The sequence below is a fragment of the Streptomyces sp. MMS24-W38 genome, from assembly GCF_059889265.1.
Map to the genome: position 1 here is coordinate 1,630,672 of NZ_JCBCPP010000001.1, position 15,441 is coordinate 1,646,112.

At 70.8% G+C, this 15,441-nt stretch carries 15 protein-coding genes; 3 read left to right on the top strand and 12 right to left on the bottom strand.

The genetic code is table 11. From position 1 onward, the window contains the following. Positions 1 to 6: 6 nt before the first annotated feature. Positions 7 to 786 carry an alpha/beta fold hydrolase gene (locus tag AC6F7H_RS06050; RefSeq protein WP_500755689.1) on the top strand — a complete coding sequence of 260 codons (780 nt, stop codon included), beginning with the start codon at positions 7 to 9 and terminating at the stop codon, positions 784 to 786. A 134-nt stretch (positions 787 to 920) separates the two neighbouring features. After that, positions 921 to 1,085: a hypothetical protein gene (locus AC6F7H_RS06055; RefSeq protein WP_500755690.1), complete on the top strand. Its 165-nt coding sequence runs from the start codon at positions 921 to 923 to the stop codon at positions 1,083 to 1,085. A 118-nt stretch (positions 1,086 to 1,203) separates the two neighbouring features. Here the strand turns inward: AC6F7H_RS06055 and mnmA are convergent, their stop codons facing one another. After that, a complete protein-coding gene (mnmA, locus tag AC6F7H_RS06060) occupies positions 1,204 to 2,346 on the bottom strand; it encodes a tRNA 2-thiouridine(34) synthase MnmA (protein WP_500755692.1) in 1,143 nt (380 codons plus the stop codon). A gap of 59 nt (positions 2,347 to 2,405) precedes the next feature. Between mnmA and AC6F7H_RS06065 the strand changes: the two genes are divergently transcribed. Next, positions 2,406 to 3,071, top strand: a complete 666-nt coding sequence (locus AC6F7H_RS06065) for an N-acetylmuramoyl-L-alanine amidase (protein WP_500755693.1) — start codon at positions 2,406 to 2,408, stop codon at positions 3,069 to 3,071. A 277-nt stretch (positions 3,072 to 3,348) separates the two neighbouring features. On the opposite strand, the gene AC6F7H_RS06070 is transcribed toward AC6F7H_RS06065, so the two are convergent. The 11 genes from AC6F7H_RS06070 to AC6F7H_RS06120 form a co-directional block, all read right to left on the bottom strand. Then, positions 3,349 to 4,518 (bottom strand): cysteine desulfurase family protein, encoded by a 1,170-nt coding sequence (locus AC6F7H_RS06070; RefSeq protein ID WP_500755695.1) that lies wholly within the window; start codon positions 4,516 to 4,518, stop codon positions 3,349 to 3,351. A gap of 225 nt (positions 4,519 to 4,743) precedes the next feature. Then, positions 4,744 to 5,607, bottom strand: coding sequence for a thioesterase family protein (locus AC6F7H_RS06075; RefSeq protein WP_500755696.1), 864 nt, complete (start codon positions 5,605 to 5,607; stop codon positions 4,744 to 4,746). 74 nt (positions 5,608 to 5,681) lie between these two features. Next, positions 5,682 to 6,341, bottom strand: coding sequence for a trimeric intracellular cation channel family protein (locus AC6F7H_RS06080; RefSeq protein WP_500755698.1), 660 nt, complete (start codon positions 6,339 to 6,341; stop codon positions 5,682 to 5,684). A gap of 85 nt (positions 6,342 to 6,426) precedes the next feature. Next, positions 6,427 to 7,758 carry an ABC transporter ATP-binding protein gene (locus AC6F7H_RS06085; protein WP_500755699.1) on the bottom strand — a complete coding sequence of 444 codons (1,332 nt, stop codon included), beginning with the start codon at positions 7,756 to 7,758 and terminating at the stop codon, positions 6,427 to 6,429. Next, the gene (locus tag AC6F7H_RS06090; RefSeq protein WP_500755700.1) at positions 7,755 to 8,756 is read right to left on the bottom strand and encodes an ABC transporter ATP-binding protein; all 1,002 of its coding nucleotides are present in this window, start codon (positions 8,754 to 8,756) and stop codon (positions 7,755 to 7,757) included. Before AC6F7H_RS06090 ends, AC6F7H_RS06085 begins: the two co-directional genes overlap by 4 nt. A 6-nt stretch (positions 8,757 to 8,762) precedes the next feature. Beyond that, on the bottom strand, positions 8,763 to 9,722 hold the full coding sequence (locus AC6F7H_RS06095; protein WP_500755701.1) for an ABC transporter permease: 960 nt from the start codon (positions 9,720 to 9,722) through the stop codon (positions 8,763 to 8,765). A gap of 1 nt (position 9,723) precedes the next feature. Further along, on the bottom strand, positions 9,724 to 10,728 hold the full coding sequence (locus AC6F7H_RS06100) for an ABC transporter permease (RefSeq protein ID WP_500755703.1): 1,005 nt from the start codon (positions 10,726 to 10,728) through the stop codon (positions 9,724 to 9,726). 117 nt (positions 10,729 to 10,845) lie between these two features. Beyond that, complete coding sequence (locus tag AC6F7H_RS06105) at positions 10,846 to 12,516, bottom strand: ABC transporter substrate-binding protein (protein ID WP_500755705.1); 1,671 nt, start codon at positions 12,514 to 12,516, stop codon at positions 10,846 to 10,848. Positions 12,517 to 12,934: 418 nt separating this feature from the next. Next, entirely contained in the window at positions 12,935 to 13,684 is a 750-nt protein-coding gene (locus tag AC6F7H_RS06110) for an enhanced serine sensitivity protein SseB C-terminal domain-containing protein (RefSeq protein WP_500761676.1), read from the bottom strand. A gap of 181 nt (positions 13,685 to 13,865) precedes the next feature. Beyond that, positions 13,866 to 14,657, bottom strand: coding sequence for an enhanced serine sensitivity protein SseB (locus AC6F7H_RS06115; protein WP_500755707.1), 792 nt, complete (start codon positions 14,655 to 14,657; stop codon positions 13,866 to 13,868). A gap of 82 nt (positions 14,658 to 14,739) precedes the next feature. Then, positions 14,740 to 15,405 carry an AAA family ATPase gene (locus AC6F7H_RS06120; protein WP_500755709.1) on the bottom strand — a complete coding sequence of 222 codons (666 nt, stop codon included), beginning with the start codon at positions 15,403 to 15,405 and terminating at the stop codon, positions 14,740 to 14,742. Positions 15,406 to 15,441 lie beyond the last annotated feature (36 nt).

Here is a 15,441-nt window from a genome sequence, read left to right on the forward strand (position 1 = left end):
GGGGATATGGACAAGAACATCGTTTCGCGTGACGGCACCCTCATCGCCCACGAGAGCGCCGGACGGGGCTCCGTGGTCGTCCTCGTCAGCGGCGCGATGTCGACGGGTGCCACGGTGGCGCCGCTCGCCGCACCGCTCTCGGAGCGGTTCCGGGTCGTCGTCTACGACCGCCGGGGCCGCGGGGCGAGTGGGGACACCCTGCCGTACGCGGTGGAACGCGAGGTCGAGGACCTGGCGGCGCTGATCGCGGCGATGGGCGGGGAGGCGTCGCTGTACGGCGTCTCCTCGGGCGGCGCGCTGGCGCTGCGCGCGGCGGCGAGCGGGCTGCCGGTGCGGCATGTCGCCGTGTACGAGACGCCGTACGCGATGTCCGAGGAGGACCTGCGCGAGCGCGCCCAGTACACCGAGCGCCTGACGCAGGCACTCGCCGAGGGGCGCCGCGGGGACGCGGTGGAGCTCTTCCTGCGTCTCACCGGGCTCGGCGAGGCGGTGATCCAGAGCGCCCGGCAGTCCCCCATGTGGGCCGGTATGGAGTCGATGGCGCCGAGCCTCGCCCACGACGACGCCGTCATGGGCGACGGCGGTGTCCCCGTGAAACTGCTGGAGTCGATCCCCGTACCGGTGCTGTCCATCGCGGGCGACGCGAGCCCGGCCTGGATGCGCGAGGCCGCCCGGGCCATCGCGGACGCCGTCCCCCAGGGCACCTGCCGCACCCTGGCCGGCCAGACCCACATGGTCGAACCGGACGTCCTGGCCCCGGTCCTGACGGACTTCTTCGCCCGCTGAGGCCCCGAACGGCACTGCCGTCAGGCGGCGAGCACGGGCAGACCAGGCGGCCGGGGCCGGCACCGTCCGCAGTCCCCGCCCCCGCTCCTCGTCCGGCCCACCCGGTACCAACCGCCACGGGGAACACCGGACCGGTGTCTGTGACGCTGACCCGCAACACGGGGTCGGCCCAGCACAGCCGCACGGCGGCGGGATCGAGGAAGCACCGCACGGCGTTGGTGGCCGACTCCGAAGCGATGACCGTCCGGCAGGCGACGACGACCCCGTGGCGCCCGGCAGGTCCGAAGGAGAAGGTGTGAGCACTCCGGCCCTCACCGTCACTTCGGCGCTCATTCGAGCGTCGAAGTGACAGTCGGCCGCCGACTGCTCACGGTTTTCGGCGAGCTCACCGTGTCGCCCCCGGCGGACGCCCAGGGGTCAGACCGTCGTGGGGGTCTTCGTCGTGCGGGACGTGGTGGCGATGGTGGCGGAGCCGACGACGCGGGTGCCCGCGTAGAGGACGATGGCCTGGCCGGGGGCGACGCCGCGCACCGGCTCCGTGAACGACACCTCCAGGGTGCCGTCGACGAGTTCGGCGGTGACCTCGGTCTCGTCGCCGTGGGCGCGGAGCTGGGCGGTGTAGGTGCCGGGGCCGGTCGGGGCGGTGCCGCACCAGCGGGGGTTGACCGCGGTGAGGGCGCCGACGTCGAGGGCGTCCGCGGGGCCGACGGTGACGGTGTTGGTCACCGGGGAGATGTCGAGGACGTAGCGGGGCTTGCCGTCGGGGGCGGGGGTGCCGATCCGCAGGCCCTTGCGCTGACCGATGGTGAAGCCGTACGCGCCCTCGTGCGTGCCGAGCTTGGCGCCGGACTCGTCGACGATGTCGCCCTCGGCCCGGCCCAGGCGGTTCGCGAGGAAGCCCTGGGTGTCGCCGTCGGCGATGAAGCAGATGTCGTGCGAGTCGGGCTTCTTGGCGACCGCCAGTCCGCGCCGCTCGGCCTCCGCGCGGATCTCCTCCTTGGTGGTGACCGTGTCGCCGAGCGGGAACATGGCGTGGGCGAGCTGCCGGTCGTCCAGCACGCCCAGGACGTACGACTGGTCCTTGGCCATGTCGGAGGCGCGGTGCAGCTCTCGCGTGCCGTCGGACAGGGTGACCACGCGCGCGTAGTGGCCGGTGGCCACGGCGTCGAAACCGAGGGCCAGTGCCTTGTCCAGCAGCGCGGCGAACTTGATCTTCTCGTTGCAGCGCAGGCACGGGTTGGGCGTGCGGCCCGCCTCGTACTCGGCGACGAAGTCCTCCACCACGTCCTCACGGAAGCGGTCGGCGAGGTCCCACACGTAGAACGGGATGCCGATGACGTCGGCGGCGCGGCGGGCGTCGCGCGAGTCCTCTATGGTGCAACAGCCCCGCGCGCCCGTGCGGAAGGACTGGGGGTTCGCGGAGAGCGCGAGGTGGACGCCGGTCACGTCGTGTCCCGCTTCGGCGGCACGGGCGGCGGCCACGGCGGAGTCGACTCCGCCGGACATGGCGGCCAGTACCCGGAGGGGGCGGGAGCGGGAGGGCTGCGGGATCTCAGTCATAACCCCTCCAGGGTACGGGGCACGGGAACCGGGGCCACCGGATATCCGTTGTTGCCGGCATGGGGGAGAGAAGAGCTTCCAAGGACGGCGACCGGCGCATCGGGCGGCGCGCCCTGATCGTCGGCGGGGTGGCGGCCGCCGCGGGCACCGCCGTGCTGGCGCGGGACGAGTTGGGCCGCCTGTGGTGGCGTGTGCCCGGGATCGAGAAGCCTCGCGAGCCGGGCGTGGTCGACTTCTCGGGCGCCCGCTGGGTCGCGGCCTCGGACGCCAACTGGCGGCGCGCGGACCGGCCCGACGACTACGGCATCGACATGGTGATCGTCCACGTCACCCAGGGCAGCTTCGACAGCGCGGTGCGGGCGTTCCAGGACCCCGGGCACCGGGCGGCCACGCACTACATCGTCGGACAGGACGGGCGGATCACCCAGATGATCCGCGAGCTCGACGTGGCGTACCACGCGGGAAACCGCGACTACAACGAGCGCAGCGTCGGCATCGAGCACGAGGGGTTCGTGGACCGGCCGCAGGACCTCACGGACGAGATGTACGAGGCCTCGGCCCGGCTCACGGCCCGGATCTGCGCGCGCTACGACATACCCGTCGACCGGAAGCACATCATCGGCCACATCGAGGTGCCGGGGACGGATCACACCGACCCGGGCCCGCACTGGGACTGGGACCGCTACATGAAGCTCGTACGTCAGGCGCGCACGGCGACGGCCTGACCCCGCCGCCCGGAAACGCCCGAAAAAGGATAAAAAATATCAATCCGAACTCTTCCCTCCAGCGGTGGACGTTCTACTATGAAAACAGGCCTACGAGACGAGTGAGGGAGTTCGACCGGAGTAGCCGACTTCAGCGTGAGGTTACGGCTTCCGCTGGTGCCGACATCGACGGTCGGGCTGAGAGGCCGGAAGGTCCCAGGACCGGAAGGCGACCCCTAGTCACCTGATCCGGGTCATACCGGCGAAGGGAACCCGCCTCGTAGGTCGTTGTCGTGCCCTAGGTCAGCCCCGCCGCCCGGGCCCGTTCCACCGCCGGGCCGATGGCCTTGGCCAGGGCTTCGACGTCGGCCCGGGTGGAAGTGTGGCCGAGGGAGAAGCGGAGGGTGCCGCGGGCCAGGTCCGGGTCGGTGCCGGTGGCCAGGAGGACGTGGCTGGGCTGGGCGATGCCCGCCGTGCAGGCGGAACCGGTGGAGCACTCGATGCCCTGGGCGTCGAGCAGGAGCAGCAGGGAGTCGCCCTCGCAGCCGGGGAACGTGAAATGGGCGTTGGCCGGGAGCCGCCCCCCGGGCGAGGGGTCGCCGCCGAGGATGGCGTTTGGAACGGCCTCGCGGACCGCGGCGACCAGGTCGTCGCGGAGGGCTCCGATCTCGCGGGCGAACCACTCCTGCTGCTCGGCGGCCAGTCGGCCGGCCACCGCGAAGGAGGCGACCGCGGGCACGTCGAGCGTGCCGGAGCGCACGTGGCGCTCCTGACCGCCGCCGTGCAGCACTGGTACGGGGGTGTGCTCGCGGCCCAGGACCAGCGCCCCGATGCCGTACGGGCCGCCGATCTTGTGGCCGGACACGGTCATCGCGGCGAGCCCCGAGGAGGCGAAGTCCACGGGCACCTGGCCGAAGGCCTGGACCGCGTCGGAGTGCAGCGGAACCCCGAACTCGGCGGCGACCTCGGCGAGTTCACGGACCGGCAGCAGCGTGCCGATCTCGTTGTTCGCCCACATCACGGTGGCCAGGGCCACGTCGTCGGGGTCGCGGGCGATCGCCTCGCGCAGCGCGTCCGGGTGGACCCGGCCGTAGGGGTCGACCGGCAGGTACTCGACGGTGGCGCCCTCGTGCTCGCCGAGCCAGTGCACGGCGTCGAGGACGGCGTGGTGCTCGACGGGACTCGCGAGGACGCGGGTGCGGGCCGGCTCCGCGTCACGGCGGGCCCAGTACAGGCCCTTCACCGCGAGGTTGTCGGCCTCGGTCCCGCCGGAGGTGAGAACCACCTCGCTGGGGCGGGCGCCGAGGGCTTCGGCGAGGGTTTCGCGGGCCTCCTCGACGCTCCGGCGGGCGCGCCGGCCGGCCGCGTGCAGGGAGGAGGCGTTGCCGGTGACGCTCAGGTGCGCGGTGAGTGCCTCGACTGCCTCGGGAAGCATCGGGGTGGTCGCGGCGTGGTCGAGGTATGCCATGGTGAGGCCGATTCTACGGTCCTTGTCCGGCGGACCCGGTGGCACGGTCGGCCGGGAAACGACGCCGGTCCGAGCGCTCCGGCCCAGAGGCTCCACGAAACGGCGTCGCTCACCTGCGGGAACACCGACCGGGCCGGCGGATCCGCGCCGCCGGAGCCGAGGGCGACATCGATGAATTGAGGACGAGTGGGCCCAGCAGCCCCGGCGCGGTGTCTGCCGGGCCCCTCAGGGCAGCCGTACGCGGGCGAGCTGGCGGGACTGGGCCACCAGCCGGTCCGCGCTGTCCCAGACCTCGGCGTCCTCCTCCAGGAAGCCGCCGGCGAGATTGCGGGTGGTGATCGACACCCGCAGCGGGCCGGGCGCCGGGCGGGAACGGACGTGCGCCGTCAGCTCGACCGTGGGGACCCAGCCGGTGAGCCCGAGCTCGAAGGCGGTGGGCGGCAGCGCGTCCACCGCGAGCAGCAGGGAGAACGGGTCGGCGTCCCGGCCGTCGGCGAGCCCGAACCAGGCCCGCATCTCCCCCTTGCCGGAGGGCTGACCGAGGGCCCAGCCGAGGGTCGACGGGTCGAGCTTGAGCATCAGCCGCTCGGTGATGGCGGAGCTGCCGTCGACGGGGGTCGGACCGTCCTCGGGGCCGAAGCACTGCTCCATGGGCGGTAGCGCGGGCGGTCGGGCCGCCGTACGGACGTCGTCGGGGAGGGTGTCCAGGTCACCGTAGGAGGCCAGTACGCGGATGCGTTCGACCTCGCGGCCCTCGTCGTCGTACTGGAGGAGGGACGCCTGACCGGTCGACAGGGTGCGCCCGGTGCGCACGGTCTCGGTGCGGACGACCGCCGGGCCCGGCCGGGAGGCGGTCAGGTAGTGCGCGGAGATGGTGAACGGGTCCGCGTGCGGCAGGGCGTCGGCGAGGGCGCGGCCCAGGACGGCCAGCAGATAGCCGCCGTTGACGGCGTTGATGATCGTCCAGCCGGCGGAGAGGTCGACGTCGTAGACGCCCGGCGCGCGGAGCGCCACCGCGGTGTCGCGGTCGAACTCGCTGTCACCGACGGTGGCCCGGGTCGCGACCTGGGCGGAGGCTGCTTCTGACATGGTTGAAGAGTACAAGAGGTAGCTACTAAGCGGTAGCTTTGTCGGGCGTCGGGCCCGCTCCAGGACGCCCCGCCCTACTCCTCCTCGCGGGCCGTCGAACGCCGCTGCCACGCGCGGGGCGCCCGCCAGTGGTACCGCAGCGCCAGCAGCCGCAGCGTGAACGCCGTGAGCACGGCAAGGGTGCTGGTGAACGCGTTCAGCGCGGCGAAGCGGAGGCACAGCGCCGCCATGGTCGCGCCGACCATCGCCGGTACCGCGTAGAGATCACGGTCCCAGCGCAGCAGCGAGGGCACCTCGTTGGCGAGCACGTCCCGCACCACGCCGCCGCCCACCGCGGTGACCAGGCCGAGGCAGGCGGAGGAGGTCGCGCTGAGCCCGTAGTCGTACGCCTTGGCGGTGCCGACGACGCAGAACAGACCGAGCCCGGCGGCGTCGAAGAAGCTGATGGCGTTCTGGATGCGCTCCACGTGCGGATGCAGGAAGAACACCAGCGCCACGGCGAGCAGCGGGGTGACGAAGTACCCCAGGTCCGTGAAGGCGGCGGGCGGCACGGCGCCGATGACCACGTCACGGAAGAGTCCGCCGCCGAGGGCGGTAGCCTCCGCGAGGACCGCGATGCCGAAGACATCGAGGTTCTTGCGAACGGCCAGCAGGGCGCCCGAGATCGCGAAGACGAAGATGCCGATCAGGTCGAGCGCGTGCAGGAGGGACGGGCTGAAGAGTTGCTGGAGCACCTTCACATTCTGACTCAGCGAGAACCCCTCGCCTTACAAACCAAGGCGAGGGGTTCTTTGCACATCGGCGAACGCGCGGCAGAGGCTAAACGGCCTTCTTCGCCGCGCCCTTCTCCTCCGCGGGGGCCTCCGGCTCCTCCGCGGACTCGTTCTCCGCGGACGCCTCCTCCGCGGACTCGTTCTCCGCGGACGCCTCCTCCGCGGACTCGTTCTCCGCGGACTCGTTCTCCGCGGACTCCGGCTCGGGCTCCTCCGCCGAAGTCTCGGCCTCCTCCGAGGAGGTCTCGGGCTCCTCCGCCGCGCTCTCCTTCACCGGCTCCCCGGACTGCTCCGGCACCGTCACGTCACCGGAACCCACCGACGGCGGGGCGTCCTCGACGCCCTCGCGGGTCGCCGACACCACCTCCCCCTGACTCCGCTTCAGCGTGCCGGCCGCGATCTCGGCGGTGTAGTGGCAGGCCACCCGGTGGCCGCCGCCGACGTCCTTCAGTTCCGGCCGTTCGGTCGCGCACCGCTCGGCCTGCGCCCAGGGGCAGCGGGTGTGGAAGCGGCAGCCGCTGGGCGGGTTCGCCGGGGAGGGCAGGTCACCGGTGAGCAGGATGCGCTCGCGCTTGTCCTCCACCTCCGGGTCCGGCACCGGCACCGCCGACATCAGGGCCTTGGTGTACGGGTGCTTGGGCTCGGCGTACAGCGCGTCGCTCGGTGCCTCCTCGACCAGCGACCCCAGGTACATCACGCCGATCGTGTCGGAGATGTGCCGGACCACCGCGAGGTCGTGGGCGATCACCAGGTAGGTCAGGCCGAGCTCCTCCTGGAGGTCCTCCAGCAGGTTGATGACCTGGGCCTGGACCGACACGTCGAGCGCGGAGACCGGCTCGTCGCAGATGATCACGTCCGGTTCGAGGACGAGCGCGCGGGCGATGCCGATGCGCTGGCGCTGACCGCCGGAGAACTCGTGCGGGTAGCGGGCGAGCGCGTTGGAGGGCAGGCCGACCTTGTCCAGGATCGACTTGATCTTCTCCCGGCGCTCCTCCTGGTCCTTGCCGATGCCGTGGGCGACCATGCCCTCGGACAGGATCGACTCGATGTTCTGCCGGGGGTTGAGCGAGCCCAGCGGGTCCTGGAAGACCATCTGGAGCCGGCGCCGGAAGCGGCGCATCTCCTCACCGGGCAGCTTCGCCAGGTCGGTGCCGTCCAGGACGACGGACCCCTCGGTGATATCCACCAGCCGCAGCACCGACCGCCCGAGGGTGCTCTTGCCGCAGCCGGACTCGCCGACCAGGCCGTAGGTCTCGCCGGCCTCGACCTTCAGGGACACCCCGTCCACGGCGTAGACGTGGCCGACCGTACGGTCGAACAGCACGCCCTTCTTGATGGGGAAGTGGACCTTGACGCCGTCCAGTTCGAGCAGGCTCATGCGGGGACCTCCTCGGCCTTCGCGTCGTCGAGCACGGGGTTGACGCACCGCGCCTGGTGACCGGCGGCACGCTCCTCGGTGAGCTGCGGGGTGCCGGTCAGGCAGCCCATCTCGTACCGGTCGCAGCGGGGCGCGAAGGCGCAGCCGTCGGCCCAGGCGACGCGGTCGTTGATGGAGCCGCGGATGGGCTTGAGGGACTCACCCCGGGGAGCGTCCAGGCGCGGGATGGAGCCCAGCAGTCCGTGCGTGTAGGGGTGGGTGGGGTGGGCGAACAGCTCGCGACGCCCGGCGGACTCCACGGCTTTGCCCGCGTAGAGCACGTTGACCTGGTCGCAGAGGCCGGCGACCACACCGAGGTCGTGGGTGATCATCAGCAGGGCGGTGCCCTCCTGGTCCACGAGTTCCTTGAGCAGCTCCAGGATCTGCGCCTGGATGGTCACGTCGAGGGCCGTGGTGGGCTCGTCGGCGATGAGCATGCGCGGGGCGCAGGCCACCGCCATGGCGATCAGCGCGCGCTGGCGCATACCGCCGGAGAGCTGGTGCGGGTACTCCTTGAGCCGCCGGGTCGGGTCGGGGATGCCGACCCGGTCCAGCAGGTGGGCGGCCTCCTTGCGGGCGGCCTCGCCCTTCATCCCGCGGTGGCGCTCCAGGATCTCGGTGACCTGCACGCCGAGCGGCACGACCGGGTTGAGCGAGGACAGCGGGTCCTGGAAGATCATCGCCATTTCGCTGCCGCGCAGGTCGCGGCGGGCGGACGAGCTCATGGTGAACAGGTCCGTACCGTCGAATTCGGCGCGGCCGCCGACCGTGACGCCCTTGTGGGGCAACAGGCCCATCAGGGCCAGGGAGGTGACGGACTTTCCGCAGCCGGACTCGCCGACCAGGCCCACGACCTGGCCCTGGTCGACCTCGAAGGAAACGCCGTCGACCGCCCGGGACTCCTTGCGGCCGCGGCCGCCGAAGGTGACGGTCAGTTCGTCGACAGTGAGCAGAGACATGGTGGTTCAGCCCCTCAGCTTCGGGTCGAGGGCTTCCCGCATGGCCTCGCCGAGGAGGGTGAAGCCGAGGGCGGTGATGATGATGCCGACGGCGGGGTAGACCGCCATCATCGGCGCGTTGTCGAAGAAGCGCTGCGCCTGGGCGAGCATGACGCCCCACTCGGGGATGGCCGGGTCGGGGTTGCCCAGGCCCAGGTAGGACAGGGCGGCCGCCTCGATGATCGCGGTGGCCAGGGAGAGCGTGGCCTGCACGATCACCGGGCTGAGCGAGTTGGGGATGATCTGCGAGACCACGATGCGTCGCTTGCGCACACCGAGGGACTTGGCCGCGAGCACGTAGTCCGCGCCGCCCTGCGCCAGCATGGAACCGCGCAGCAGCCGGGCGAACACCGGGATCTGGACGACACCCACGGCGATCATCACAGTGGTCAGCGACTGGCCCATGACGGCCGCGATGGACACGGCCAGCAGCAGCGAGGGCATCGCCAGCATCATGTCGATGAAGCGCATGATGACGGAGTCGATGCGCCTTCCGGTGTCGCCGCCGAGGGTGGCGGCGGCTCCGGAGAGGCCGCCGATCAGGAAGCCGATGATCAGGCCGATGAGCGTGGCGACGACGCCGACGAGCAGCGTCTGGCGGGCGCCGACCAGCATGCGGGAAAACATGTCCCGGCCGAGGTGGTCGATTCCGAACCAGTTCCCGCCGCGCGGGCCGACGAACTCACCCCGGTTGGGGAAGACCTCACCCCGCCAGGTCTGGGCGGTCGGGGCGTACGGGGTGAGGTACGGTCCGACGATCGCGACGAGGACGAACAGGGCGATGACGGCCGCGCCGATGATCGCCATCTTGCTGCGCCTCAGGCGGCGGAAGGCCTCCCGCCACAGGCTGGCGCCGGTGCTGGTCTCCTTGGTCGCGGTCAGTTCCGCGAGGCGCTGGATCTTCTCGGTCTTGGTGGCGACGCTCACGCTAGTGCACCCGCACTCTCGGGTCGATGAGGCTGTACGCCACGTCCACCAGCAGGTTGATCAGGACGTACACCATCGCGATGAACATGATGAACCCGACGAGCACGGGGTAGTCGCGGCCGTCGATCGCGGTCCGGATGAAGGAGCCGATACCGCCGAAGTCGAACACGGACTCGGTCAGGACCGCGCCGGACAGCAGGGAGCCCGTGAGCAGGCCGACCGCGGTCACCACGGGGAGCATCGCGTTGCGCAGCACGTGCCGGCCGCGGACGACGCTCCGCTTGAGGCCCTTGGCCTCGGCGGTGCGGACGTAGTCCTCGTCCTGCACCTCGAGAACGCTGGCGCGGGTCATGCGCACGATGACCGCGAGCGGGATGGAGGACAGGGCGACGGCGGGCAGGACCAGGTGATGGAGCGCGTCCCCGGCGGCGTCGAACTCCCCGGTGAGGATGCCGTCCAGGACGGCGAAACCGGTCACGTTCGTGGCGTCGATGCCGGTCTCCAGGCGTCCGGAGACAGGGAAGAGCCCGAGCTCGACGGCGAAGACGCTCTTGAGGATCAGGGCGAGGAAGAAGACCGGGATGCAGATGCCGATGAGCGAGCCGGAGACCGCGGTGACGTCGAGCCAGCCGCCGCGGTTGCGGGCGGCGAAGTAACCGAGCGGGATACCGACGGCCACGGCGATGAGGATCGCGAGGAGGGACAGCTCCACGGTCGCGGGGAAGCGCAGGACGAACTCGTCCCATACCGGCTGTCCGGTCTGGGTGGAGGTGCCCAGGTCGAGTTCGGCGATGCGCTTGAGGAAGCGCCAGTACTGGACGTAGACGGGCTGGTCCAGCCCGAGCGCACGGTTGATGCGAATTACTTCGGCCTCGGTGGCCTTTTCCCCCAGGATCGCTGAGGCGGGTCCGCCGGGCAGCCGGTCGAGCCACAGGAAGAGCAGTACCGACAGGCCGAGCAGCGTGGGTATGAGCTGGAGCAGTCTTCGTACGACGAGACGCAGCACCCCGCATGCCCCTTTCTTGCGTGATGTCTTACATGAATGGACCCGCCCGGCCGCCGAGTTCCGACAGCCGGGCGGACCCCCCGTTTTTCGTTCCTTCGTTTCCTGCCGCTTACGCGCTTACTTGAAGGAGGTCTCGGAGAAGACTTCCTGCGTCAGCGGGGAGACGTTCGGCGGGTTCACGTTCTTGGCGAAGGCGATGGCCGGCGGGGAGGACGAGATCGGGACACCCGGCAGGTAGTCCATGACGACCTCGTTGGCCTTCTTGTACGCGGCGATGCGCTCGTCGTGCTTGCCGAGCTTCGAGCCGGCGTTCACGGCGTCGAAGACCTTCTTGTCCTTGAAGCCCCACTGCTTGTCGTACCCGGCGAACCAGGTGCCGATGAAGTTGAAGCCGTCGTTGAAGTCACCGGTCCAGCCGAGCATGTGCAGGTCGCAGGAGCCCGACTCGGTGGCGTCGATGTAGTCCGGCGCCCACTTCATGGCCTTGGGCGTGACGGTGATGCCGGACTTCTCCAGGTCGGCCTTCATCAGCTCGAACAGGTCCTGCGGGGCAGGCATGTACGGGCGGGTGACCTCGGTCGGGTAGCAGAACGTGACCTTCAGCTTCTCCTGACCGGCCTTCTTCAGGAGCTTCTTGGCGGCGTCCGTGTCGAAGGGGTACTGCTTGACGTCCTTGGAGTAGCCCTCGATCGTGTCGGGCATGAACTGGTCGGCGACCTTGCCGCCCTCGGGCAGCTGCGTCTTGACCAGGTTCTCCTTGTCGATCGACTGCGCGATCGCCTGGCGGACTTCCTTCTTCTTGAGCGCGGGGTTGGCCTCCTGGCTCATACCCACGTAGAAGAGGTTGAAGACGCCACGGGTCGGGACGACGTAGCCCTGCTTCTCGAGGGTCGTGACGTCGGCCGGGGCGACGAGGTCGTAGCCGTCGATGTCACCGGCCTGGAGCGCCTGACGGCGCGTCTGCTCGTCGGAGATCGTGCGGAAGACCAGGTTCTTGATCTTCGCCTTCTCGCCCCAGTAGTCGTCGAAGCGCTCGAGGGAGACTTCCTTGTTGCCCTTGTTCCACTTCGTGATCTTGTACGGGCCGGTACCGGCGACCGTGCCGGCCTCCTGGCTGTACTTGGGGTACGTGATGGCGTCGCCCTTGGCGGAGGCGTCCTGCTTCTTGTACTCCTCGATCGCCTTCGGCGAGTGGATCGCCAGGGCGTTGAGGGAGAAGCCGCCGGGGAGGTTGGCGGAGGGCTCCTTGACCTCGATGACGGCGGTGTTCTCGTCCTTCGCGGTGCAGGACTTGTAGTTCGCCTCGGGCGTCTCCTTGTCCTCGTTCTTCGCGAAGCCGCCCATGATGGTCTGCCAGTAGTAGGAGACCGCGCTGGACTGGTAGGTGCCCGTCCAGTTGAACCAGTGGTCGTAGTTGGCGCAGACGGCCTCGGCGTTGAACGCCTCGCCGTCGTGGAACTTCACGCCCTTGCGGAGGTTGAAGGTCCAGACGGTGCCCTTGTCGTTGCTGGACCAGTCCTCGGCGAGACCGCCGACCATCTCGCTGCCGCCGGACTCGTGCTCGATGAGAGCCTCGAACGCCTGCCGCGTCACACGGAAGGTTTCACCGTCGCTGGCGAGGGCAGGGTCCAGGGAGCCAGGGTCACCGGCGCCGGCGAAGACGAAGGTGTCCTTCTTGCCGTCGCTCTTGTTGTCGCTGTCCCGGTCGCTGGAGCAGCCCGTGGCGATCAGAGCGACCGCCACCGCGGCCGTGATCGCCCGAGCCGCTCGGGACTTGGTTATGCGCATATTGGGGCCACTCCGGGTCCGCTATGTGGATGCATCTTGACCGGCCGAACACTACAGATGTTCACAGCGAGTCGAGAACAGTCCGGATACCGGTGATACCTACCTGAGATCTGAACAGTTGACATAAGGGACGCTTCAGGCGCCCCTCCGCCGGGAAGTGACCATCTCGAGACATCAGGCGCCTCCCCCAACAGCCGCCCGGGAAGCGCCGAACGGTGTGGAGAACGGGTGAAACCGCAGGTGGCAGGCGGTCAACTGGTCACAGCCGAGCGCGCATGACCGAAAAACTGACGTGACATCAGTCTCGCCAGCGACGCGGGCGTCCACCGTCGACACTCCTGTCCACCATGTGGACACCGTCACGCTGAGTCAGTGACGGCGGGTACGACGGCCCCGGCCTCCAGCGGATACGGCCCGGTCAGTGCTGGTGCGCGGGCGGGTAGCCGGAGCCGGCGGCGGGGGGCGGAACGGCACCGTGGGCCTCACGGTCGTAGAACGGGCGGGCGTTGGCCCGCAGCCACATGGCGACCGGGTCGTGCTCGTCGGTCATCGCGACGGTCGACACCGGGAGCCCGTCCGGGACGGCACCGATGGACTGCTGCATCATCGCGCGCACCGCGTCGACGGCCGGCGGCGAGGTGTCGTACACGTCCAGCCCGATGGCGAGATACGGCGCGCCCAGCGCCGGCTGCACCCAGGCGCGGCGCAACGCGCGCACGGCGGGCGTACGGTGCGCGTTCTGCGTGAGCAGGGCGTAGAACTGGGGGATCTCGATGGCGGGTTCGGACAGCCGCAGGGGTCCGGCGGGCTGCCGGTCGAGGCCGGTGGCGAGCCGGCGCAGATCGAGCCACGGGATGCCGAGGCCGCCGCCGGGGGCGTGCGGGTTGAGCCAGAGGCCGTAGCGGTCGGGGTAGAGGGCGCGGGCGGCCTCGAGGCCGTCGACGACCTCGTACGACCGGTTCCAGCCACTGGCGGACAGCTCCTGGGCGGAGGTCACGCAGGGCGCGTAGCCGAAGCCGCCGACCTCCATGTTCCCGTACTGGGCGTCCGGGGAGCCGGCCTGACCGTGCCACAGCAGCATCCAGACATGACCGGAGGAAGGGGTCGCGAGCGCGCGAAGCAACGCCTCATAGGCGTCGTAACGCCCGGGGGTCACCTGGCGCAGCATGTGCTCGACCTGCCCGGCCGCCGCGGTGCCAGCGCTCACTTTGTATCGCCCCTCCGTACAACACCCTCGCCCCAGCCAATGAACCTAGCTTAAGCCGCCCGCGGCCCGGGGGCTCCGCCCGTCCGCCGGGCACCGGCGAGCCGCCCGGCGGGGGCCTCCACCTCGCTCCGCCGGACAGGCCCTAGCCCTCGCGCTGGTAGAACGGGCGGACGCGGTCGCGCATCCATTGGCCGACCGGGTCCTGGGCCACGTCCAGGAGGACCAGGTTGACGGGCCACTTCACCGGTCGGCGGCCCAGCGCGCGGCCCAGGGCGTCGCCGGGGAGGACCCGCAGATCGCCCTCCCACTGGGACAGTTCGACCCCGACGAACAGCACCGGGTCCGCGGTCTCTATCTCGGCGAGGCAGCGGCGGGCGGTGCTCACGACACCGATCGACTCGAACTCCGCGCCCGCGGCGGCGAGGAAGTCCACCGGGTCGTCCTGCCAGTCGGGCTCGAACAGCTTGACCCGGCCGCCGCCCGCCGGACCGTCCAGCGGGCCGCGTCCGGCCAGGCACAGTTCGGCCACGGCGGGCGGCGGCAGCGGGACGCCGACCACGCCGCCGGGGTTCACCGCGATCCCGGCCTGCGGCGGCAGACCCCGCGCGAACTCCACCGCGGGCGCGACGGTGAACGACATGTGGGAGCCGACGACCTGGCGGAACTGTTCCTCGGAGCTGAAGACCGGGACGTACGCCTGTCCCTCGATCTCCAGGGTGGGCAGGTCCAGCGGGCCGCTGTGCGGGCCGCCGCCGTTCGGCAGCGGGACCCAGACGAAGCTCCTGCCCAGTACCTCGATGATCCGGCCGTCCGCCGAGGGGACGCCGAGGGAGGCGGAGAGCACCTCCTCCAACTCGTTGCCGGGCCATCCTCCGTGCGGATGGGGGTGAGTCTGTGCCGGGAAGTCCGCGGAGAAGCCCGCCGGGAAGTCCATCTGCCTACCGCCTGCCTGGAACCACTGCTGTGGCTGAAAAGGCTAACCGCTGCCGCGCCGGGGCCGTCAGCCCGTGAAGCCGTCAGCCCGTGAAGTCGATGCGGCGCAGCGCGTTCGCCGCGTCCCGGTCGATCAGGACCGCCGAGCCGCAGCCCGCGGGCGGGTCGCCGCGCTCCACGGACCGCAGCAGCCGGTCGACGGCGGTGCGGTGCCGCAGGAAGGCGTACCGGGAGACGCCGCGGCCGCGCTCACGCTGCCCGTCCAGCGCCTGCTCCGGGGGGACGTCGAGCAGCAGCAGATGCAGCCCCGCGCCCCGGCGGCGGGCCTCGCGGACCAGCCAGCGGCGCACCCAGGCGTGGGTACCGCAGTCGTGCACGACGACCCCCTCGCCGGTGCGCAGGGCGCGGCGCAGCCCGGTGTAGTGGTCGAGACGGGCCAGGGGCCGATACACCGCGTACGGCAGGAGGCGCGGCATGCGGCGGTCCCAGCGGTCGCGGGTGTCCTGGGAGTCGATACGGATGCCGCGCACCGCGCGTCGCATCAGTGTGGATTTGCCGCTGCCGGGCAGTCCGGTGATCACGACGAGGTCGCGGGGGCCGAAGACCAGGGCGCGCGGACCGCGGCCGGCGCACTCGCGCAGGTCGCGGACGACGGGCACCGGCCGCGCGCCACGGGCCTCCCGGGCCGAAGGGGCCTGCTGCTCCGGCGGCGCGACACCCGTGGTGGCGTACGCCGTAATCCTGTTCACCGTGAGTCCTCCCCTGGGGCAGGTGCCTGAGCACCG